Annotated in this window: 20 protein-coding genes, 1 tRNA gene and 1 pseudogene; 14 read left to right on the forward strand and 8 right to left on the reverse strand. The window is 62.6% G+C overall.

Annotated elements, in window-relative coordinates; genetic code table 11:
• Positions 1–209 precede the first annotated feature (209 nt).
• From EN851_RS27585 to EN851_RS27600, 4 genes are all read left to right on the forward strand, one after another.
• On the forward strand, positions 210–668 hold the full coding sequence (locus EN851_RS27585; protein ID WP_027144815.1) for a phasin: 459 nt from the start codon (positions 210–212) through the stop codon (positions 666–668).
• 350 nt (positions 669–1,018) lie between these two features.
• A tRNA-His gene (locus EN851_RS27590) sits at positions 1,019–1,095 on the forward strand.
• Positions 1,096–1,296: 201 nt separating this feature from the next.
• On the forward strand, positions 1,297–1,488 hold the full coding sequence (locus tag EN851_RS27595) for a hypothetical protein (protein WP_245464296.1): 192 nt from the start codon (positions 1,297–1,299) through the stop codon (positions 1,486–1,488).
• A gap of 43 nt (positions 1,489–1,531) precedes the next feature.
• Positions 1,532–1,753, forward strand: a complete 222-nt coding sequence (locus EN851_RS27600) for a hypothetical protein (protein WP_127870867.1) — start codon at positions 1,532–1,534, stop codon at positions 1,751–1,753.
• Between the two features lie 11 nt (positions 1,754–1,764).
• On the opposite strand, the gene EN851_RS27605 is transcribed toward EN851_RS27600, so the two are convergent.
• Positions 1,765–2,484: a Crp/Fnr family transcriptional regulator gene (locus EN851_RS27605; protein ID WP_135930410.1), complete on the reverse strand. Its 720-nt coding sequence runs from the start codon at positions 2,482–2,484 to the stop codon at positions 1,765–1,767.
• Between the two features lie 206 nt (positions 2,485–2,690).
• Here EN851_RS27605 and EN851_RS27610 point away from each other — a divergent pair, with 206 nt between their 5' ends.
• On the forward strand, positions 2,691–2,927 hold the full coding sequence (locus tag EN851_RS27610; protein WP_127276934.1) for a hypothetical protein: 237 nt from the start codon (positions 2,691–2,693) through the stop codon (positions 2,925–2,927).
• A 5-nt stretch (positions 2,928–2,932) separates the two neighbouring features.
• Here the strand turns inward: EN851_RS27610 and EN851_RS27615 are convergent, their stop codons facing one another.
• Complete coding sequence (locus tag EN851_RS27615; RefSeq protein WP_127276936.1) at positions 2,933–3,190, reverse strand: hypothetical protein; 258 nt, start codon at positions 3,188–3,190, stop codon at positions 2,933–2,935.
• A 404-nt stretch (positions 3,191–3,594) separates the two neighbouring features.
• Between EN851_RS27615 and EN851_RS27620 the strand changes: the two genes are divergently transcribed.
• The 3 genes from EN851_RS27620 (at position 3,595) to EN851_RS27630 (ending at position 6,355) form a co-directional block, all read left to right on the forward strand.
• On the forward strand, positions 3,595–4,578 hold the full coding sequence (locus tag EN851_RS27620; RefSeq protein ID WP_127870868.1) for an ABC transporter substrate-binding protein: 984 nt from the start codon (positions 3,595–3,597) through the stop codon (positions 4,576–4,578).
• A gap of 92 nt (positions 4,579–4,670) precedes the next feature.
• Positions 4,671–5,474: an ABC transporter permease gene (locus EN851_RS27625; RefSeq protein ID WP_127870869.1), complete on the forward strand. Its 804-nt coding sequence runs from the start codon at positions 4,671–4,673 to the stop codon at positions 5,472–5,474.
• Positions 5,475–5,596: 122 nt separating this feature from the next.
• Positions 5,597–6,355: an ABC transporter ATP-binding protein gene (locus EN851_RS27630; protein ID WP_210234941.1), complete on the forward strand. Its 759-nt coding sequence runs from the start codon at positions 5,597–5,599 to the stop codon at positions 6,353–6,355.
• 322 nt (positions 6,356–6,677) lie between these two features.
• Here EN851_RS27630 and EN851_RS37755 read toward each other — a convergent pair whose 3' ends face one another.
• Both EN851_RS37755 and EN851_RS37760 read right to left on the reverse strand, forming a co-directional pair.
• The gene (locus EN851_RS37755) at positions 6,678–7,976 is read right to left on the reverse strand and encodes a GMC oxidoreductase (RefSeq protein ID WP_281041103.1); all 1,299 of its coding nucleotides are present in this window, start codon (positions 7,974–7,976) and stop codon (positions 6,678–6,680) included.
• A 50-nt stretch (positions 7,977–8,026) separates the two neighbouring features.
• A pseudogene (locus EN851_RS37760) lies at positions 8,027–8,392 on the reverse strand (lycopene cyclase family protein); the annotation flags it as partial.
• A gap of 268 nt (positions 8,393–8,660) precedes the next feature.
• Between EN851_RS37760 and EN851_RS27640 the strand changes: the two are divergent.
• The 5 genes from EN851_RS27640 to EN851_RS27660 are packed head-to-tail and all read left to right on the forward strand — an operon-like array spanning position 8,661 to position 13,590.
• Entirely contained in the window at positions 8,661–9,935 is a 1,275-nt protein-coding gene (locus tag EN851_RS27640) for an NAD(P)/FAD-dependent oxidoreductase (protein WP_135930412.1), read from the forward strand.
• Positions 9,936–9,978: 43 nt separating this feature from the next.
• Complete coding sequence (locus EN851_RS27645) at positions 9,979–10,425, forward strand: RidA family protein (protein ID WP_135930413.1); 447 nt, start codon at positions 9,979–9,981, stop codon at positions 10,423–10,425.
• On the forward strand, positions 10,422–11,096 hold the full coding sequence (locus EN851_RS27650) for a DUF1028 domain-containing protein (RefSeq protein ID WP_135930414.1): 675 nt from the start codon (positions 10,422–10,424) through the stop codon (positions 11,094–11,096). Before EN851_RS27645 ends, EN851_RS27650 begins: the two co-directional genes overlap by 4 nt.
• Positions 11,097–11,115: 19 nt before the next feature.
• A complete protein-coding gene (locus tag EN851_RS27655; RefSeq protein ID WP_135930415.1) occupies positions 11,116–12,606 on the forward strand; it encodes an aldehyde dehydrogenase in 1,491 nt (496 codons plus the stop codon).
• Positions 12,607–12,654: 48 nt separating this feature from the next.
• Entirely contained in the window at positions 12,655–13,590 is a 936-nt protein-coding gene (locus tag EN851_RS27660) for a LysR family transcriptional regulator (RefSeq protein ID WP_015316459.1), read from the forward strand.
• 16 nt (positions 13,591–13,606) lie between these two features.
• Here the strand turns inward: EN851_RS27660 and argE are convergent, their stop codons facing one another.
• Positions 13,607–14,764 carry an acetylornithine deacetylase gene (argE, locus tag EN851_RS27665; RefSeq protein ID WP_135930416.1) on the reverse strand — a complete coding sequence of 386 codons (1,158 nt, stop codon included), beginning with the start codon at positions 14,762–14,764 and terminating at the stop codon, positions 13,607–13,609.
• Between the two features lie 225 nt (positions 14,765–14,989).
• Between argE and EN851_RS27670 the strand changes: the two genes are divergently transcribed.
• Positions 14,990–17,059 (forward strand): FAD-dependent oxidoreductase, encoded by a 2,070-nt coding sequence (locus EN851_RS27670; RefSeq protein ID WP_135930417.1) that lies wholly within the window; start codon positions 14,990–14,992, stop codon positions 17,057–17,059.
• Between the two features lie 53 nt (positions 17,060–17,112).
• On the opposite strand, the gene EN851_RS27675 is transcribed toward EN851_RS27670, so the two are convergent.
• The 3 genes from EN851_RS27675 to EN851_RS27685 are packed head-to-tail and all read right to left on the reverse strand — an operon-like array spanning position 17,113 to position 19,840.
• Positions 17,113–18,138, reverse strand: coding sequence for an ABC transporter ATP-binding protein (locus EN851_RS27675; RefSeq protein ID WP_135930418.1), 1,026 nt, complete (start codon positions 18,136–18,138; stop codon positions 17,113–17,115).
• Between the two features lie 8 nt (positions 18,139–18,146).
• The gene (locus EN851_RS27680; protein ID WP_127275841.1) at positions 18,147–18,989 is read right to left on the reverse strand and encodes a carbohydrate ABC transporter permease; all 843 of its coding nucleotides are present in this window, start codon (positions 18,987–18,989) and stop codon (positions 18,147–18,149) included.
• Positions 18,986–19,840 (reverse strand): sugar ABC transporter permease, encoded by an 855-nt coding sequence (locus EN851_RS27685; RefSeq protein ID WP_127871027.1) that lies wholly within the window; start codon positions 19,838–19,840, stop codon positions 18,986–18,988. Before EN851_RS27685 ends, EN851_RS27680 begins: the two co-directional genes overlap by 4 nt.
• Between the last annotated feature and the right edge of the window lie 60 nt (positions 19,841–19,900).

Raw genomic sequence — 19,900 nt, forward strand, 5'->3', positions numbered from 1 at the left:
AACGCTTTGTTAATAAAAGCCGCAGCCACGAAGGTCCACAAGCCAGAACGTGCAAAGGCTGAATTCTGGCTGTTTGGTTAACGGCTAAAAACATTTTTTTGTGCACTGCAACAAGGATATTGCAATGCACAAAATTTGCCTTTATATTGCCATCATACATGAACGAGACGGCTTTCTGTCAAAGCCGCTGCCGCTGAAAAGGATGGAAAATGTCCAGGACCAAGACTGCCGAGACGATCGAAAACGTTGAATTCCCGAGCTTCGACGCTTCCAAGGCCACCGACCAGATGCGCGCTTTCGCCGAAAAGGGCGTTGAGCAGTCGAAAGAGGCCTACGCCAAGCTCAAGACCGGTGCCGAGGAGACCCAGAAGGCTCTGGAGTCGACCTACGAGACCGCCAAGACTGTTTCCAGCGACCTGTCGCTCAAGACCATTGCCGCGCTGCGCGCCAATGCCGAGGCCGGCTTCTCGCATCTCGAAGCCCTGATCGGCGCCAAGTCGCTGTCGGAAGTCGTCGAGTTGCAGACCGCCTTCCTGCGCAAGCGCGTCGAACTGACCGTCGAGCAGGCCAAGGACTTCCAGGCTGTCGCCTCCAAGGCGGCCGAGGATGTCTCGAAGCCGATCAAGACCGCTTTCGAGAAGGCGATCAAGGAAATCAAGGCCGCCTAATAATTGCGCATCGTCCGCGGATGCAACAAAAGGTCGCATTTTGTCGGACAAATAGATGTGAGATAGTGACGGTCGAGCGAATACCCGGCGGGTGGAACCTCCTCCCTCCACCTCCGGGGTGACCAGCCAGCACCTCCTCCCGCTGGCTCGTAACAGGAAAAGGCCGGCACCTCCTCCCGCCGGCCTTTTTCTTTGCCCGGCGAAAGCTGCACCGCTGTGGGGAAGTGGCCTTTGCTTTGCAAAAGCCTTGAATTAGAATCCATAAGCCCGTATGGACGCATCGCCGAACGACAGAGCGGATCGCGGAGAGTGAACCTTCCACCTCGATCCTGCTACCAACGTTAAGACGTGCCGTTGTAGCTCAGATGGTTAGAGCGCCGGATTGTGGATCCGGAGGTCGCTGGTTCGATCCCAGCCAACGGTACCATCGGCTTTGCCAAGCTATTGGATCTTCTGTTTAGGGCTCCCGAGCCTAATCCTGTGCGAGCCGCGTTTTATGCTGCCGGCGCGACAGATTGGCTCGGCACGATTTGGCAAAACTCGTACAGCGCAAAGACATCAAATTTAAATGACGGAACCTCGTTCTGGTGCGAGAATCCCGCGTTGGCTGATGCTTGCGAGGAAAGCCGTGCACGATACCCAGCACAAAAGCAAAGTCGGAACCCGGATCGAGGTCGTCGAAGGCTGCGGTGAATGGTTCGTCCGTGTGATCGGCGGCGGTGAGGAAACGACCTGCCAATTCGACCTCGAATCCTTTGCCCTGGCCTATGCCGAGGGCCAAAGGCTTCGCTTGAAGCTGGGTGGTATCAAGCGCCTTTGAACACCTGCCATGCCGATTAGGCAGGCGAGTCGGACGGAAGGCCATGTCGATAAATCCCGAACCGACAAACGTCGCGGCGTCGGTGGACGCCATTCTCGACGAGTTGCAGGACCGTCCCTTTTCGTCGATGCAAGCCGCCATAGCCATGCTGCGGGAGCGGACCGGCACAGAGCGATCGGATGCGGATCTGAAAGGCTTGATCACCAAGAAGGCTGCTGTGCGGGGCATTCAGTTTTTTGACGAGAACAGCAGCACCGCAAATTGAGCCAAGCCTGTTTATCTCGGTTCGTTGTTGATGCTCAGATAGGTGGGATCGAACTCGGCAAGCCTGGCAAGTTGGTCCCAGTCCAGAATGGTGACCACATGGTTCGTCCAGGTGATCACCTTGATCTTTTTCAAGCCCCCGATCACCCGGTTCATGTGCACGACCGACAACCCAAGCACGTCGGCCATTTCGGCCTGTGACAGCGGTAGATGGAAGCTCATGCCGTTGGTGCGTTTCACCGCCTGCAGGCGCACGAACAATTCGCACATGAGATGGGCCAGGTGCGAGGTCTTGGAACGGCGGCCCATCGCCACGATCCATTCGCGATGAATGGCGCCATCGACCAGCGTGTCCAGCCACAACAACCGGGTCAGGTGAGGGGCCTGTTCGGTAATGGCTTTCAGCTTGTTGTGATCCGCGAACATCACCCGGCAAGGCGACAGCGCGACGATGCCGTGATCTATGGTCTTGAGCAAAAAGGCGTGGAGATCGACAAAGTCGCCGGGCACCTGCAAGGACGTGAACTGCCGGCCGCCGTCCTCGAGCACCTTATAGCGTGCCGCCAAGCCATCCAGCAGCATGGTGCTATAGGTTGGCCGCGACCCCGCCTTGACCAGATCCTGCCCCTTTTCGAACTCCCGTCCGAAACAAACCGTTTCGGCCAACAAGGCCTTCTCTTCGTCCGACACTGTGTCGTGCTGGCCGAGTTGCAGATAGAGAGACTCTAACATGATGGCCTCGAAGGGATCGGGGTTGAAACGCCGATCGCCAACTGTCTCGGACGCAAGGATAGCGCTCGGACCCTAGGCCTTCGGAAGATGGCGGACACTATCATTTGACAGCCTGCGCCCATTCTGGCGCAAACGCCGGAGCCGACAGGGAACCTCCAGCGTCGCCAAGTATTTAGCACGCTAGAGATGTCCAAGGCTGCCCGAAAATGAAACGGTATCATTTCGATCTTTATAACGGCGATGGCCTCGTGCCGGACGACGATGGCCAGCCGTTCGAATCGCGAGAACAAGCGAGAGCAGAAGCCATTCGCATTTTGCAGGATGTCGCCCGTGACGAAATGCCGGATCGCGACCTGGTCAAGATCACCGTCAAGGTGCGCAATGAGACCGGTGCCCAGGTGCTCGAGGCGTCGCTTGTCCTGACCGCCTTGTGGAGCGCGTGACCCGGTCAGCGTAGGAGTCGCTCTGGAATTTGCACCACATTTTCCGATCCAGGCAGCTCGAAGGCCATGGCCAACCGACGCAAGGAGGCCATTTCCACGATCAGCTCTTCAATTGAACGGTCCGGCAAACCCGTCTTCACTTTCTGCCTTACCCTTGCTGTGAGTTCATGAACCCGGACAGGCGCGAAAAGAGCGCTGTCGTCCAGCAACCTGCTGATTTCGATCACCACATCGGCGTCAATGTCTTTCGGCAATTCCCGCATGGGCGTCACCTTTGGTCTCGAACCGGCCCGAAGCGATCAGGCATTGCGCACCAGAAGGCATGCCGGACGCGCGGATCGATCACCGGATTCATAAAACCACCCGCCCAGCGTGTCACGAAAAAACATTTGTACGAAAATAACCAAACGGCTGGCTCCCGCAATCCATGCATGAAGACCGGCACTAGGTCGCCGATTTGGCTATCGACCGCGCTTCGGTTTCGACGAAGCAATGGGCAGAAAAAGACTTCTTTTTGCGATCCGGTCCGGATGCTCTCTTGCGGACCTTAAAACACGCAAGGCTCGCTGGGAGGCGACGCCCAAACAAGAGCGGCTGCCGAAACACAGCCGGCATACGCCACTTGCATGAGGCCGATGCCGGCAACAGCCATAGGGGAACGACGACAATGAAGACATTCCGAAATTGCCTGATGGGCGCGGTCGGCGCAGGCCTGCTGGGCCTGGGGCTTGCGGCGCCAGCCAACGCAGGCGCCATTCGTCTTGGCATGACGACCTGGGTTGGATACGGGCCGCTGTTTCTTGCCCGCGACCTTGGTTACTTCAAGGAGGCCGGCGTCGATGTCGACCTGAAGATCATAGAAGAATCAGCACTTTACATGGCGGCGGTCGCCGGCGGCGATCTCGATGGCGCCGCCTCCACCGTCGACGAGCTGATGAAGTACCGCTCCGACGATCTCTGTTTCAAATACGTCCTGGCGCTGGACGACAGCCATGGCGGTGATGGCGTCGTGACGCAGCCCGACGTCAAGGCGCTCAAGGATCTGAAGGGCCAGCAAGTGGCCTTGAACGAGGGCTCCGTTTCCGAATTCTGGTTCAACGTGCTCCTGAAAAAGGAAGGCATGACCGAGGACGACGTCACCATCACCAACATGACCGCCGATGACGCGGCGACCGCCTTCATCGCCGGCCAGGTTCCCGCCGCGGTGACCTGGGAGCCTCACCTCACCGAAGTCCGCAAGGGCGGCAAGGGCAAGGTGCTGATCGATTCCACGACCACCCCCGGCCTGATCGTCGATGTGATCGCCCTCAAATGCGATCTGATCGAAAAGCATCCCGAAGACGTGAAGGCCCTCGTCAAGGGCTATTACAAGGCGGTCGAATACATCAAGACCAATCCGGAAAAGGCCTATGAGATCATGGCCAAGGGCATTGGCGGCTATCTCGAAAAGCCCGAGGATTTCGCCGCCGGCGCCAAGGGCGTGCGCTATTACGACCGCGATCGCAACCTGGAATTCTTCGGCACGCCGCAGAAGAGCGAGGCGTCCGACCTGGTGAACTTCGCGCAGGACATCTGGGGCAAGGCCGGCAAGCTCAAGATGACGATCGACGCGAAGACAATCCTCGACACCGATTTCATCAGGGAACAGTGAGCCTTCGGGAAGCCGGGTCGGTCCGTGTGGGCCGAACCCGGTTTCCGACAGGCCAGAACTTCGCGCTTCAGAAGATCAACGGAGACCATCCCATGGCACAGAGGCGGACGGCGTGGACGCGCCTGACGACCCCATTCGCCAACATTCCCGCCAGCACGGCGACAACGCTGGCCCTGGCGATGTGGGTGGTCGTGATCGGCGGCTGGGCTTTGCTGTCCTATGGCCGCGTCGTGCCGAACATGTTCCTGCCGACGCCCGGAACCGTGCTGCAGACGACCTATCGCATGTCTTTGGACGGCAGCCTTTTCTACCACACCTTGACCAGTGCCAAGGTGGTGATCCTGGGCTTCATCGTCTCCTCGCTGATCTCGGTGCCGCTGGGACTGTGGATGGGGACCTACCGGGTGGTGCAGGCGCCGCTCGAGCCCCTGGTCAACTTCATCCGATACTTGCCCGTGACCTCGTTCGTGCCCCTGTTCATCCTCTGGATCGGCATCGGCATCGAGCAGCGCATAGCAGTGATCTTCTTCGGCACCTTCTTCCAGCAGCTCGTGATGATTTCCGACTGCGCGCGCGGCGTATCCAGGGATCTGGTCAACGCCTCCTACACCCTCGGCACGAAGCGCAGCGAAGCCGTGTGGCACGTCATTTTCCCCGCAGCGCTTCCAGCGATCCTCGACACGCTTCGCGTCACCATGGGCTGGGCCTGGACCTATCTGGTGGTGGCCGAACTCGTTGCCGCGTCGAGCGGCCTTGGCTACATCAGCCTGAAGGCGATGCGAGGTTTTCAGGTCGATGTGATCTTCATGGCGATCGCCGCCATCGGCCTTCTCGGCCTCATAACCGACACGGCGTTCCGTCTTGTCCGGGCGAGGGTCGCGCCATGGGCACCCTGATTTTGAACGCAAGCTCGCAAACCGCAGTCGGATCAAGGATGGCAATGACCGAAACCATCAAGGCGAAAAATCTGGCCGGCACGGCCTCGACGACCGGCGATCCGCGCCCGACCGGCACGACGATGGCCATCGAAGACGTGACATTGCGTTACGGCGACGCCAACGGCGTGCTGGCGCTGGAAGATGTGTCGCTGGGGGTGGCAAGGAATGAATTCTGCGTCATCGTCGGCCCTTCGGGATGCGGCAAATCCAGCCTGCTCTACCTTGCGGCCGGCCTCAATGACGCGACTTCGGGCAGCATCAAGGTCGATGGCAGGGAAGTGATCGAGCCTGGCCCCGACAGAGGCATGGTGTTCCAGAGCTACACCTTGTTTCCCTGGCTCACGGTGCGCGCCAACATCGAATATGGGCCCAGGCGCAAGGGTCTGCCGGCGGGGCAGCGCAAGCAGATCGTCGACCAGTATCTCGACGAGGTCGGCCTCGCGCCCTTTGCCGACCACTACCCCGCTCAGCTTTCCGGCGGCATGAAGCAACGCGTGGCGATTGCGCGTGCCCTTGCCAACGACCCGGCAGTTCTGTTGATGGACGAGCCCTTCGGCGCCCTGGACAGCCAGACCCGCGGCACCATGCAGAAACTGCTTTTGCGTGTCTGGGAGCGGCAGCAAAAAACGGTCCTGTTCGTTACCCACGATATAGACGAGGCGCTCGTCCTGGGCGATCGCGTCCTGGTGATGACGGCCCGGCCCGGCAAGATCAAGGCCGAGATCAAGGTCGATATCCCCAGGCCGCGCTCGATGGACGTGATCCTCGAACCCGAGTTCATCGCGCTCAAGCGCCGCATCCTCGGCCTCTTGCACGACGAGATCGACGAGGATCACTGAACCAGTCTCTCGACATGGGGCCTCTGAAAAGGCTGCAGGCTTTCAGCGCGGATGCTGGGAATTGGCCGAAGCCTCTCTGCTTCGTCATCCACGGGCGGAGCGGGGGCGAAGCGGACGCGGAGACCCGAGGATCCATTCCGTGACCTTGGCCGAGCGACGCAGCGGAGCAGAATTCTGCACGGTAGCAACGCCTTAGCGTAACGGAATGGATTCTATGGTCTGCGCGCGTCGCTTCGCTCCTTGCTCCGCCATAGAATGACGACGTTTGGAGGGCTTAAGATAATTCTGGACGTTTGCGACGGTTCACCAGAACAGCGATGGCCTACTTGCCACCGCGATGTGCCGAGCCGAGGATCATTTCGGAAACCTTCTGTCCGATCATCATGCTTGGCGCGTTCGTGTTGCCGCCGATCAGCTTCGGCATGACCGACGCATCCGCGACCCGGAGCCCGTCCACGCCGCGCACTTTCAGCGTCGCCGGATCAACGACCGCCATCGCGTCCGTTCCCATCTTGCAGGTCCCGACAGGGTGGTAGACGGTCAGCGCTTCGGCGCGCAGATAGGCGAGGATCTCGTCATCGCTGCGAACGTCCTTGCCAGGAAGCATTTCCTTGCCACGCACCGGATCGAACTCGGATGCGGCGAGGATCTTGCGCGCGATCTTGATGCCTTCGACAAGCACCATGGCGTCCTCTTCATCCGCGAAGAAACGGTGGTCGATCAGAACGTCGCGCCGAGAACTGTCGCGTGACAACCTGATCTCGCCCGCGCTTTTGGGTCTGAGCACGCAGGTATGAATGGCATAGCCATGGCCATATTCGATGAGCCTGCCGCGGTGGCTGCGATAGCCCGGCACGAAGTGGAACTGAATGTCGGGCAGGCCGTTCGCATGCCTGGTTTTCGCAAAGCCGCCAGCCTCGACATAATTGGTGGTGAGCATGCCCTTGCGGCGCGCGAAATACTGGAACGGTGCTGCCGCGATGCGGGGCAGGTTGGCAAGCGACAGGCCGAGCGTCCTGGTGCTCCTGGAGCGCACGGTGATCATGCCGTCTATGTGGTCCTGCAGGTTCTTGCCGACGCCGGGCAGGTCGAGAACCGGCGTGATGCCGATCCGCCGCAACTCGTCCGCGGGGCCGATGCCGGACGCCATCAGGATCTTGGGCGAGTTGATGGCTCCGGCACAGAGCACGATCTCGTGGCTGGCCGAGAGCATTTTCTCCTGGCCGTCGTGCCGTACGCGCAGACCGGTGGCGCGGCCCTCGGCAATGACAAGGTCGATCACCTCGCATCCGCTGACCAGCGTCAGGTTCCTGCGATCGAGCACCGGGCGCATGAAAGCGGTGAAGCTGCTGAAGCGCTGGCCCCGATTCTGCGTGACGTTGTAGATGCCGAGGCCGAACTGGCTCTCGGCATTGAAGTCTTCGTTGGCGGGCAGGCCGGCATTTTCTCCGGCCTTGACGAACATGCGGGAAAGCACGTTTGGATCGCGCGGATTGTCGACCATAAGCTCGCCGTCCGTGCCGTGGTAGCGCGGATCCTGGGCGACCAGATTGCGCTCCAGTTTCCTGAACACGGGCAGCACGTCGCTGTAGGCCCAGCCGCGCAGCCGAGCCCGGCCCATTCGTCATAGTCCTCAGCGGCGCCGCGAATATAGACCATCGAGTTGATCGAACTCGATCCGCCCAGCGCCTTGCCCCGGTTGACTGGAATGCTGCGGTTGTTGAGATGGGGCTGTGGCACGCCGACGAAACAATAGTCGTAGTTCGGGTTGCCATAGAGCGACAGAATGCCTGCCGGCACGCTGACCCGCAGGCTGTTGTCGCTGCCGCCTGCCTCTATCAGGCACACTCTGACCGAGGGATCGGCACTAAGCCGATTGGCCACCACGCAGCCGGCCGAACCCGCGCCGACGACAATGTAATCATAGCTTTCAGTCTTCATAGCGGCCCCTCGAGAATGCCGGCTCGAGGCATTGCGGAACGGGGGAGCGCCTCCTGTTCCGTGCCGACCCGTGCCCGGCTTCGCCCGCCACCTCATGCGGCGCCGCGGACCCGATCGCTGAAACTGTAGATGCGTCTGTCGGCGCGAGAAATTCGGAAATGGTTACGCGTGACTTCGGAGATTCGTTATGGGCGCCCACCGCCACGTGCTGCTACTTGTGAGCGCCAATAGGGAGACCGGATGGCGCAAGCGGCTTGTCCGGAACACGGCGAAATGGATCACCTAGGCTGCGTCTGCCAGCCGCCGGAAATCGGCTTTCGTCCCGTGCGGCAGGAGCTGTCGGATGGTCAGGAGAGGACTGGGCATGTCGGTTGAGACGATAGACACGCTTGTCGTTGGCGGTGGCCAGGCGGGGGTGGCCATGAGCGAGCACCTGAGCAAGTGCGGGGTGCCTCATCTCGTTCTAGAACGCGGCCGCATTGCCGAGCGCTGGCGCTCGCAGCGGTGGGATTCCCTGGTTGCCAATGGCCCGGCCTGGCACGACCGCTTCCCGGGCATGGAGTTTCCGATTACGGGTCCCGATGGCTTTCCCTCCAAGGAGGAGGTTGCCGACTATTTTGTCGCTTACGCAAAGCAGATCGATGCGCCGATCCGTAGCGGCGTCGAGGTCAGGCTTGTGCAAAGAAATGTCGGCCGGCCCGGATTCCGCGTCGAGACGTCCGATGGCCTGATCGAGGCAAACAGCATCGTCGCCGCGACCGGACCTTTCCAGGTCCCCGTCATCCCGCCTCTCGTCCCCAAGGAGGCAGGCATCCTGCAAATCCATTCCAGCGCCTACCGCAATCCCGATCAGCTGCCAAAAGGCTCGGTGCTGGTGGTCGGCGCGGGATCCTCGGGCGTGCAGATCGCCGACGAACTCCAGCGCGCTGGCAAGCGCGTCTACCTCTCGGTCGGCCCGCACGATCGCCCGCCGCGGGCCTATCGCGGGCGCGACTTCTGCTGGTGGCTGGGCGTTCTCGGCAAATGGGACCTCGAAACCCCTGGACCCGGCACGGAACATGTGACGATCGCGGTGAGCGGCGCGCGCGGCGGCGAAACGATCGATTTCCGCCGACTGGCGAAGCAAGGGCTCACCCTGGTCGGCATGACAAGGACCTATCAGGACGGGCTGATGAGCTTCGCGCCTGATCTTGCGAAGAACATTGCCCGCGGTGATGCCAATCTGATGTCGCTGCTGGACGAGGCCGACGCCTATGTGGCGCGCAACGGTCTCGACCTTCCCGAAGAGCCCGCTGCCCGCCGGATCGAACCGGATCCCGAATGCATGACCAATCCGATCCGCGAACTGCACCTGGCCGAGGCGGGGATAGCGGCGATCATCTGGGCGACGGGTTTTGCCGCCGATTACAGTTGGCTGAGGGTCGATGCCTTTGACGAGAAGGGAAGGCCAAGGCACCACCGCGGCGTCTCGACCGAGCCCGGAATCTATTTCCTGGGCTTGCCCTGGCAATCGAGAAGGGGTTCCAGTTTTATCTGGGGCGTCTGGCACGACGCCAAGCACGTGGCCGACCGTATTTCGACGCAGCGCAAATATCTGGCCTATCACGCCGCCGCGAAACGCGAGCCCGTGGACGCCTGACCAAAGCCGACGACGCCGCGAGCCCGACCTGATGGAGACCAATATGGCGCATACGCGAATTCGCACCTTCAATACCAAGGATACCTATCCCGAGCAGAAGCTCGACAATGATCTGTGCCAGGCGGTCGTCACGCGAGGTGGCCGCACGATCTATCTGCGCGGCCAATGCCCGCAGGATCTCGACACCGCCAAGACCATCGGCAGCCACGATCCGGTCGAGCAGACCCACAAGGTCATGCAGAACATCAAGCAGCTCATCGAGGAATGCGGCGGCACGATGGAGCATCTGGTCAAGGTGGTGATCTATCTGACAGACGTGCGCCATCGCGAAGCCGTCTACCGGACGATGGGCGAATACATCAAAGGCGTGCATCCGGTTTCGACCGGCCTTGTCGTATCGGCCTTGGCGCGGCCGGAATGGCTGGTCGAGATCGACGGCACCGCCGTAATCCCGGATGATGCACAGCCATCATCCCGGACTAGGCCATGACCTTCTCGATAGTAGCGCGCTGCCGGCGCACGGGCATGTTCGGGGTGGCGGTATCCTCGTCGTCTCCCGCCGTCGCGGCACGCTGCGCCTACGCGCAGGCCGGCGTCGGGGCGGTTGCCAGCCAGAACGTCACGGATCCAACGCTCGGGCCACGGGCTCTGGAGCTGATGGCGCGGGGTGCCTCCGCCGCTGAAGCCGTCGCGATCCTGAAGCGCACGGCCGCTTTTAGCGAATACCGGCAGGTGCTGGCGGTCGACGCGGCCGGCGGTAGCGCAATCCATTCGGGACCGAAAGCACTCGGCATCTGGGCCGAGGCGCGCGGCGAGGACGTCGCCTGCGGCGGCAATCTGCTTGCCAGCGACAGGGTTCCGCAAGCCATGGTCGACACCTTTCTCGCCTCCGAAGGCGATCTCGGCGACCGGCTGATCGCCACCATGTGGGCCGCGCTCGATGTAGGCGGGGAGGCGGGACCTATCCGCTCCGCCGGCATGAAGCTGGTGCGCGATGTTTCATGGCCGGTCGCGGACCTGCGTTGCGACTGGACCGAGGACTGCCCGATCGAGCAGCTGGCGGCGCTGTGGGAGATCTACAAGCCCCAGCTCGACGCCTATGTCACGCGCGCTCTCAATCCGTCCGGTGCGCCGAGCTATGGCGTTCCGGGTGACGAATAGTCCGACATCTGGAGCCGGCATGAGCGAACTCAGTCATAAGGATTGGATCGGCAAGGCGTCGGCGATCCGCTTTCGCGACAGGGCGTTCATCGACGGCAAGGCGGTGCCCGCCCGCTCCGGCCGGACCTTCGCCAGCATCAATCCGGCCACGGGCGCAACGCTCGCCGAGGTTGCTTCCTGCGGCGAAGAGGACATCGACCTCGCAGTCGCTGTGGCGCGGCGCAGTGTTGAGGCTGGCGTCTGGTCGCGAGCGAGCCCTCAGCATCGCAAGCAGGTGCTGCTGCGGCTGGCGGAATTGCTGCGCGAGAACCTGCAGGAGCTGGCGCTGCTGGAATCGCTGGACATGGGCAAGCTGGTCAAGGACGCGGCGACAATCGACGTGCCGGGGTCGGCGGCGATCTTCCAGTGGTACGCCGAAGCGATAGACAAGGTCTATGACGAGGTGGCGCCGACGGGCCCGGGCGACCTCGCCTTGGTGCGGCGTGAGCCGCTTGGGGTCGTGGGCGCCGTCGTGCCGTGGAACTTTCCGCTCGACATGGCGACCTGGAAATGCGCGCCCGCGCTGGCCGCTGGCAATTCGGTGGTGTTGAAACCCGCCGAGCAATCGCCATTCTCGGCGCTCAGGCTGGCCGAGCTTGCCATGGAAGCGGGCCTGCCCGCCGGCGTTCTCAATGTGGTGCCTGGCCTCGGCGAGACGGCTGGCCAGGCGCTTGGCCGCCACATGGATGTGGATTGCCTTGCCTTCACGGGGTCGACCGCTGTCGGCAAAATGTTCCTGCAATATTCCGGCCAGTCGAACATGAAGCAGGTCTGGCCGGAGACCGGTGGCAAGAGCCCCAATCTGGTGTTCGCGGATTGCGGCGATCTGGATGCGGCCGCCGACATGGCCGCCTTCGGCATCTTCTTCAACCAGGGACAGGTATGCTCGGCCAATTCCCGGCTGCTTGTGGAACGCGGCATCAAGGATGCGCTGGTCGAGAAACTGGCAGAGCGCGCAACCGCGACCCAGCCCGGCGATCCGCTCGACCCAGCATCCAGGATGGGTGCGATGGTGGACGCGCGCCACGCCGCGACCGTCATGCGTTTCATCGATGGCGGCAGGAAGTCGGCACGGCTGGTGGCCGGTGGCGACCGGGTCGCCGTCGACGGGCGCGGCAGTTTTGTGCAGCCCACGATCTTCGACAACGTCTCGCCCGACGACCCGCTTGCCCGCGACGAGATCTTCGGTCCGGTTCTGTCGGTGATCGCCTTCGACACCGAAGACGAGGCGCTTCGCATCGCCAACGATAGTGTCTACGGCCTGGCTGCATCGCTGTGGACCGACAGCCTGTCGCGGGCGCATCGCCTCGCGGAAAGGCTGCGCGTGGGCACGGTTTCCGTGAATACCGTCGATGCGCTGAGCCCGATGACTCCCTTCGGCGGTTTCAAGCAGTCCGGTTTCGGGCGCGACCTGTCGCTGCACGCGCTGGACAAATACACCGCGCTGAAGACCACCTGGATCAAGTACTGAGGAGTGGGCGCGACTTGATCACCAGCCGCAAACCGGCAACATAGAACCATGCCGCTCCGCTTCACGCTCAGACAGCTCGAATATTTCGTCGCCGTTGGCGAAGCGGGTTCGATCGCCAAGGCGGCCGAGCAGGTGAACGTCTCGCCGCCGTCGATCTCGGCGTCGATCGCCCAGCTCGAAGCCGAGTTCGGTGTCCAGCTTTTCGTGCGCAAGCACTCGCATGCCCTGGCGCTCACCGCGGGCGGGCGCCTGTTCCTCAAGGAAGCCGCGCGCCTGCTCAACGACGCCGACGCGCTGCACGACATTGCCGGCGACATCGCCGAAAAGGTGCGCGGACCGCTGGCGATCGGCTGCCTGCTCACTTTCGCGCAGATCGTGCTGCCGGCGCTGCGCAAGAAATTCGAGGATGCCTATCCCGATGTGCGCGTCCGGCAATTCGAACGCAACCAGGGCCAATTGTTCGAGATGCTGCAGCGTGGCGAGATAGACGCCGCGCTGACCTATGATCTCGAGCTGTCGCAGGACATGACCTTCGAGCCGCTGATGCAGTTGCCGGCCTATGTGATGCTTCCGGCCGCGCATCGCCTGGCGGCGAAGGCAGGCATCACCCCTGAGGAACTGGTCGATGAGCCGATGGTGCTGCTCGATCTGCCCTACAGCCGCGAATACTTCCTGTCGGCTTTCCAGCCCAGGGGCCTGCGGCCCAAGATCGTCGAGCGCACCGGCGACATCGCCGTGATGCGCTCGATGGTTGCCAATGGCTTCGGCTACGGTATCGCCAATATGCGGCCGCTCAACACCATGTCGCCGGACGGAAAATTGCTGGTCTTCGTGCCTTTGTTGGGGGACCTCAGGCCGCTGACCATAGGCATTGCCTTGCCCAACGCCGAGCATCGCACGCTGACGGTGCAGGCCTTCATCGACCACTGCCGCCGCTTCGTCGTCGAGCAGGGCGTCTTCGGCACCGAACGCATCGTGAAGTGAGGGGCTGCCATTCGGGTCACGGCCAGCCGTCCGTGAGCCGTTCCAGCAATCTGTCCAGCATCCCGTCGCAACCCCGCAGCTGTTCGACGCTGACAAATTCATCCGGCTTGTGTCCCTGCGCCATCGAGCCCGGCCCGCAGACGACGGCAGGCGTGCCGAGATCGCGGCTGAACAAGCCGCCTTCCGTGCCGAACGCGACTTTCATCGTGTCGTTGGCACCAGTCAGCGATTTGACGAAAGCCACCGCCGCCGATGCGGCCGGCGTGTCGAGGCCCGGATAGGTATTGGTGATCTCGATTTCGATCGCGGCCTCGGCCGCGATCGAAGCCGCGTCCTCGGCGATGCGCGCCGCGGCAATGCGCAGCCTGTCGAGAATGCCGGCGGCATTGTCGGCGGCAACGTTGCGGATCTCGAAATCGACCTGGCACAGGTTGGGCACGATGTTGAGCGCGACGCCGGCATTGATCTTGCCGACATGCACCGTCGTGTAGGGAATGTCGTAGTCGCCGTCGCGGGCGCCGTCGCGGGCCAGCCGCTCCTGTTCGTCGCGCAAGGCGCGCACGAAATCGCAGCCGAGATGGATGGCATTGAGCGCCAGTGGGGCGAGCGCCGAATGGCCTTCGCGTCCCCTGCAGATGGCGCGAGCGGCAAGCTTGCCCTTGTGCCCGGTCGCCACCTGCATGTTGGTTGGCTCGCCGACGATGCACAGCAGCGGGCGTTGCGGCGCCGCGCTCAGCATTTCGATCAGGTCGCGCACGCCCAGGCAGCCGACTTCCTCGTCATAGGAGAGCGCCAAATGCAGCGGCGTCCGAAGCGCCATCTTGGAGGCCTTGACACAGGCCGCGAGCGCAGAGGCCACGAAACCCTTCATGTCCGTAGCGCCGCGTCCGTAAAGCTTGCCGTCGCGCTTGGTCATTTCGAACGGCGGCAGCGTCCAGTTCTGGCCGTCGACGGGAACGACGTCGGTGTGGCCCGACAGCATGACACCGGGCCGGTCGGCCGGGCCGATGGTGGCAAAGAGGTTGGCCTTGTGTCCGTCCGCGCTGCGGACGATCTGGCAGGCAACGCCGTTCGCTTCGAGCAAGTCGGTCACATAGCCGATCAGGTCGAGGTTCGAGTCGCGGCTCACCGTCGGGAATGCAATCAGCCTTTCGAGTATCCTGATACTGTCCATGTTCCAGTCTCGCTGTGAGGTCCTGGCTGTCTAGCACCATGCCGCCAATGCCCTGAAGTCGCATTTCACTCAGCCCCGGTTCAACACAGACTAATCCGCGCCGGCGCGCGCGATTAGGCGCGTCCTAATCGGCGCAGAAGAAATCCGTAGTTTTCCCGCGCCGGCTCCAACTTATGAGTAGTCTCGGCGGGACCGGCAGTGCCGGGCCGGCACGGAGGAAGCACCATGCGCGACCAACGCTACGACATCTTGTTCGAGCCGATGAAGATAGGTCCGGTAACGGCCAAGAACCGTTTCTATCAGGTTCCGCATTGTAATGGCGGCGGCTATCGAGATCCGTCGGCCGCGGCCGAGATGCGCCGCATCAAGTCGGAAGGCGGGTGGGGCGTCATCTTCACCGAGCAGACGGAGATGCACCACACTTCCGAGATCACGCCCTTCATCGAATTGCGGCTATGGGACGACGCCGACATTCCGGCCTTGGCCAAGATGGCGAGAGCCATGCACGAACACGGCGCGCTGGCCGGCATCCAGCTCGCCTATTCCGGGATCAACGGTCCCAACCTCTACACCAAGGAGGTGCCGCGAGGGCCGTCGGCCCTGCCGATCCGCACCTTCACCAACGATCCGGTGCAGGCACGCGCCATGGACAAGCAGGACATCCGCGACCTGCGTCGCTGGCACCGCAATGCCTTCAAACGCGCGAAGCAGGCGGGTTTCGACCTGGTGTGCCTCTATGGCGCGCACGGTTTCGGCATCATCCAGCATTTCCTGTCGACGGCCACCAACCAGCGCGGCGACGAATATGGCGGCTCGCTGGAAAACCGTTCGCGGCTGATGCGCGAGCTGATCGAGGAAGGGCGCGACGCGATCGGCGACACCTGCGGCCTGACGCTCAGGCTGTCGCTGGATGAGATGATCGGCGAGCTCGGCTTCGCCAATTCGGAAGTCCGCGACATGATCGAGATGCATGCCGAACTGCCCGATCTGTGGGATCTCGCGCACGGCGCCTGGGAGGATTGCTCCGGCCCGTCGCGCTTCAAGGACGAGGCGGCGCAGGAGAGCCTGGTGTCGGGCATCAAGAAGCTGACCTCGAAGCCGGTCGTCGGCGTTGGCCGCTTCACCTCGCCCGACGTGATGGTCAGGATGATCAGGTCGGGCACGCTCGACTTCATCGGCTGCGCCCGCCCGTCGATCGCCGATCCCTTCCTGCCGAGGAAGGTCGAGGAAGGCCGCATCGAGGACATTCGCGAATGCATCGGCTGCAACATCTGCATCACCGGCGACATGACCATGTCGATCTCGCGCTGCACGCAGAACCCGACCTTCATGGAGGAATGGCGCAAGGGCTGGCATCCGGAGCGCATGCAGGCCAAGGGCGACAGCGACAGCGTGCTGATCGTCGGCGCCGGGCCGGCCGGATTGGAAGCGGCGCGCGCACTCGGCCTGCGCGGTTACAAGGTGGCCATCGCGGAAGCCGGTACCGAGCTTGGTGGGCGCGTGGCGCGCGAAAGCAAACTTCCGGGCCTGTCGGCCTGGGGCAGGGTGCGCGACTATCGGCAGTATCAGCTCGGCCAGATGCCGAATGTCGACATCTATTTCGAAAGCCGGCTGACGGCGGACGACATCCTGTCCTTCGGCTTCCAGAACATCGCCATCGCCACCGGATCGACCTGGCGCCGCGATGGCGTCGCGCGTGCCCATATCGTGCCGATGCCGATCGACGCCGCGATGCCGGTCTACACGCCTGACGATCTGATGGACGGCAAGGTCCCTTCCGGCAACGTCGTGCTGTTCGACGACGATCACTACTACATGGGCGGCGTACTCGCCGAGCTGATGGCGCGTCAGGGAACGAAGGTGACCTTGGTGACGCCATCGGCCTATGTCTCGGACTGGACCCGCAACACGTTGGAGCAGGGCGCCATCCACCGCCGCCTGGCGGAGCTCGGGGTCGATATCGTGCTCAACAGGAGCGTCGTGAGTGTCGCTTCTGGCGGTGTCGTGACGGCTTGCGTCTACACCGGCGCCAAACAGGACCTGACAGCCGATGCAGCCGTCCTGGTCACCTCGCGCAATCAGGACGACGCCGTTTGGCGCGATCTCAAGGTCCGGGAAAACGAGTGGGCCGACAATGGCATCCGTTCGGTCAAGGTCATCGGCGACGCCGAAGCACCGGGGCCCATCGCATGGGCAACCTATGCCGGCCACCGCTTCGCCCGCGAGCTGGACGAACCCGACATCGGCGACGCATTGCCGTTTCGGCGGGAAGTCACGGCGCTGGCGGCGGGATAGATCGTAAGGCACGGATCGCAGGAGCGTCGCGCTGCTTGATCGCGCGGCAGATATCAGACCGCCCGTCCTTCCTTGTCGAAGAAATGCAGATGTCCGGATTCGGCCCGCAGGCCGACCTCGGCGCCGGTTTCGGGCGCCGGTCCTTGATTGTGGATGACGAGGCAGGTCTGGCCCCCATCCAGCTCGACATGCAGGAGCGTGACGGCGCCGGTATATTCCGCCAGCCTTACCTTGCCGCGCAACGTGCTGTTCGAGGACTGGCCCAGCGACAGGTGCTCGGGTCGAATACCGACCGACGTGGCCGTCGCAGGGACCGACGCGCCAAGCGCGATCGGCTGTCCGTCGGCAAGTGGCAGAATGTTCATCTTGGGGCTGCCGATGAACTGAGCGACGAAGATGGTCCGCGGGCTGTCGTAGAGGTCGCGGGGCGAGCCGACCTGTTCGATCCTGCCGTCGCGCAACACCACGATCTTGTCGGCAAGCGTCATGGCCTCGATCTGGTCGTGGGTCACATAGATCATCGTCGTCGACAGGCGTTGGTGCAACGCCGCGATCTCGGAGCGCATGTGGACACGCAGTTCGGCATCGAGGTTCGAGAGCGGCTCGTCGAAAAGGAAGACGTCCGGATTGCCGACGATGGCCCGGCCGATGGCCACGCGCTGACGCTGTCCGCCCGACAACTGACGAGGAAAGCGGTCGAGCAACGGTTCGAGCTTCAGCGTCGCGGCGGCTTCCGAAACACGGCGGGCGCGTTCGCTGGCCGGCACTTTGCGGACCTTGAGGCCGAAACCCATGTTGTCGCGGACCGTCAGGTGCGGATAAAGCGCGTAGGACTGGAACACCATGGCCACGCCGCGCCTGGCCGCCGGCACCTCGTTGACCAACTGGCCGCCAATGTGGAGTTCGCCGTCGCTGATGTGCTCAAGGCCGGAGATCAGCCGCAGCAGCGTCGACTTTCCGCATCCCGAGGGACCGACGAAGACCACGAACTCGCCATCCTCGATCTCGAGATCGACGCCGCGGATGACCTGGACAGTACCGAAATTCTTGCGGATGTCCTTGAGCAGAACCTTTGTCATGACGTCCCTTATCCCTTGACGCCGGAGAGGGCGAAGCTCTCGATGATCTGGCGCTGGGCGATCAGATAGATGATGAGGATGGGAACCACCGCCAGGCTCGTCGCCGCCAGTTGCAGGTTCCACAGCGGCAGGCCGTAGCTGTCGTTGAAATTGGACAGCGCCAGCGGCAGCGTGAACTTCTCCAGCGAACTGAGGAAGATCAGCGGTTCGAGGAACAGGTTCCACGAATGCAGGAAAGTGATGATCGCGACTGCGGCAAGCGCCGGCCGCGACATGGGCAGCGCGATCTTCAACCAGACGCCGAAGCGCGACAGCCCGTCCATCTTGCCGGCGTCCTCGAGTTCCTTGGGCAGCGCCAGGAAGAACTGGCGCATCAGGAACGTCGCCACCACGCCCTGCGGGCCGAAGACCGGCAGCAGGATGAGCGGCCAGTGCGTGTCGATCAGGCCCATGGCGCGGATCAGGAAGAAGTTCGGGATGATGGTGACCTCTTCCGGCACCATCAGCGCCATCACCAGGAACAGCATCAAAAGGCCCGCACCCGCAAAACGGATGCGCGCCAGCGCATAGCCCGCCAGCGAGGCGATGAACAGGGTCAACGCCGTCACCGTCGCGGCAATGTAGAGCGAGTTGAAATACTGCCGCGCGAAGGGCTGATAGGTGAACACTTCCACAAAATTCTCGAAGCGCCAGACGCGCGGGATCAAGGTCGGCGTGCCGAAGATTTCGGTGGTGCTCTTGAAGCCACCGGAAATCATCCACAGGAACGGGAACACGAAGGGTACCGCCAGCAGCAGCAGGGCCACGGTCCAGCAAATACGATAGAGGATTTCGGTCCGGCGCGCGGTCAATCCATATCCCTCCGCCGCAGCATCACCTGCACCAGGGTCAGCGCCATGACGATGACAAACATGATCAGCGCCAGTGCGGCCGCGTAGCCGACGTTGAAGAATTTGAAGCCCTGCTGGTAGATGTAGAACGCCAGTACCAGCGTGCCGTTTTCCGGGCCGCCGCCGGTCATCTGGTAGATGTGGTCGAACACCTTGAACGACCCGATCGTCGTCAGAACCATGATGACGAGCGTCGTTGGCGCAAGCAGCGGCCAGGTGATCATGCGGAAGACCTGCCAGCGCGAAGCGCCTTCCAGCGTCGCCGCTTCCTCGTAGTCGCGCGGTATCGACTGCAGCGCCGCGATGTAGAGGATCATGTTGAGCCCGACCGTCTTGATGACGCGGGTGACGATGACCGCCGCCATCGCCCAGTTGGGCTCGCGCAGCCAGTTCGGACCGTTTATGCCGATCCAGGCCAGCATCTGGTTCACGGCGCCGCCTTCACCTTGCAGCATGAATTTCCAGACGATCGCCCAGGCAATCGCCGACGTGACCACCGGCGCGAAGAATACCGTGCGAAAGAAGACGACGCCGAAGAACGGCCGCGACAGCGCCAGCGCAAGCGAGAGCGCCAATGCCATGTTCAGGGGCACGAGCCCCAGCGCGAAGATCACGGAATTGCGCACGACATGCCAGAAGTCGGGGTTCTCCAGCAGGACGTTGTGGAAATTGCGGAGCCCGACGAACGTCGCCTGTTGGCTGAGCAGGTTCCACTCGGTCGTCGAATAGTAGAAAATGGCGACCAGCGGGCCGAGGAAGAAGATCAGGAAGCCGATCAGCGTCGGGCTGACGAACAGCCACGCTTCCAGCATTTCCCTGGTCTTCAAGGTCAGCCACGGCGCGCCCGCAGCGCGCGCCGTATTGTCCCGGAA

Source organism: Mesorhizobium sp. M8A.F.Ca.ET.208.01.1.1 (genome assembly GCF_004791315.1).
GTDB lineage: Bacteria > Pseudomonadota > Alphaproteobacteria > Rhizobiales > Rhizobiaceae > Mesorhizobium.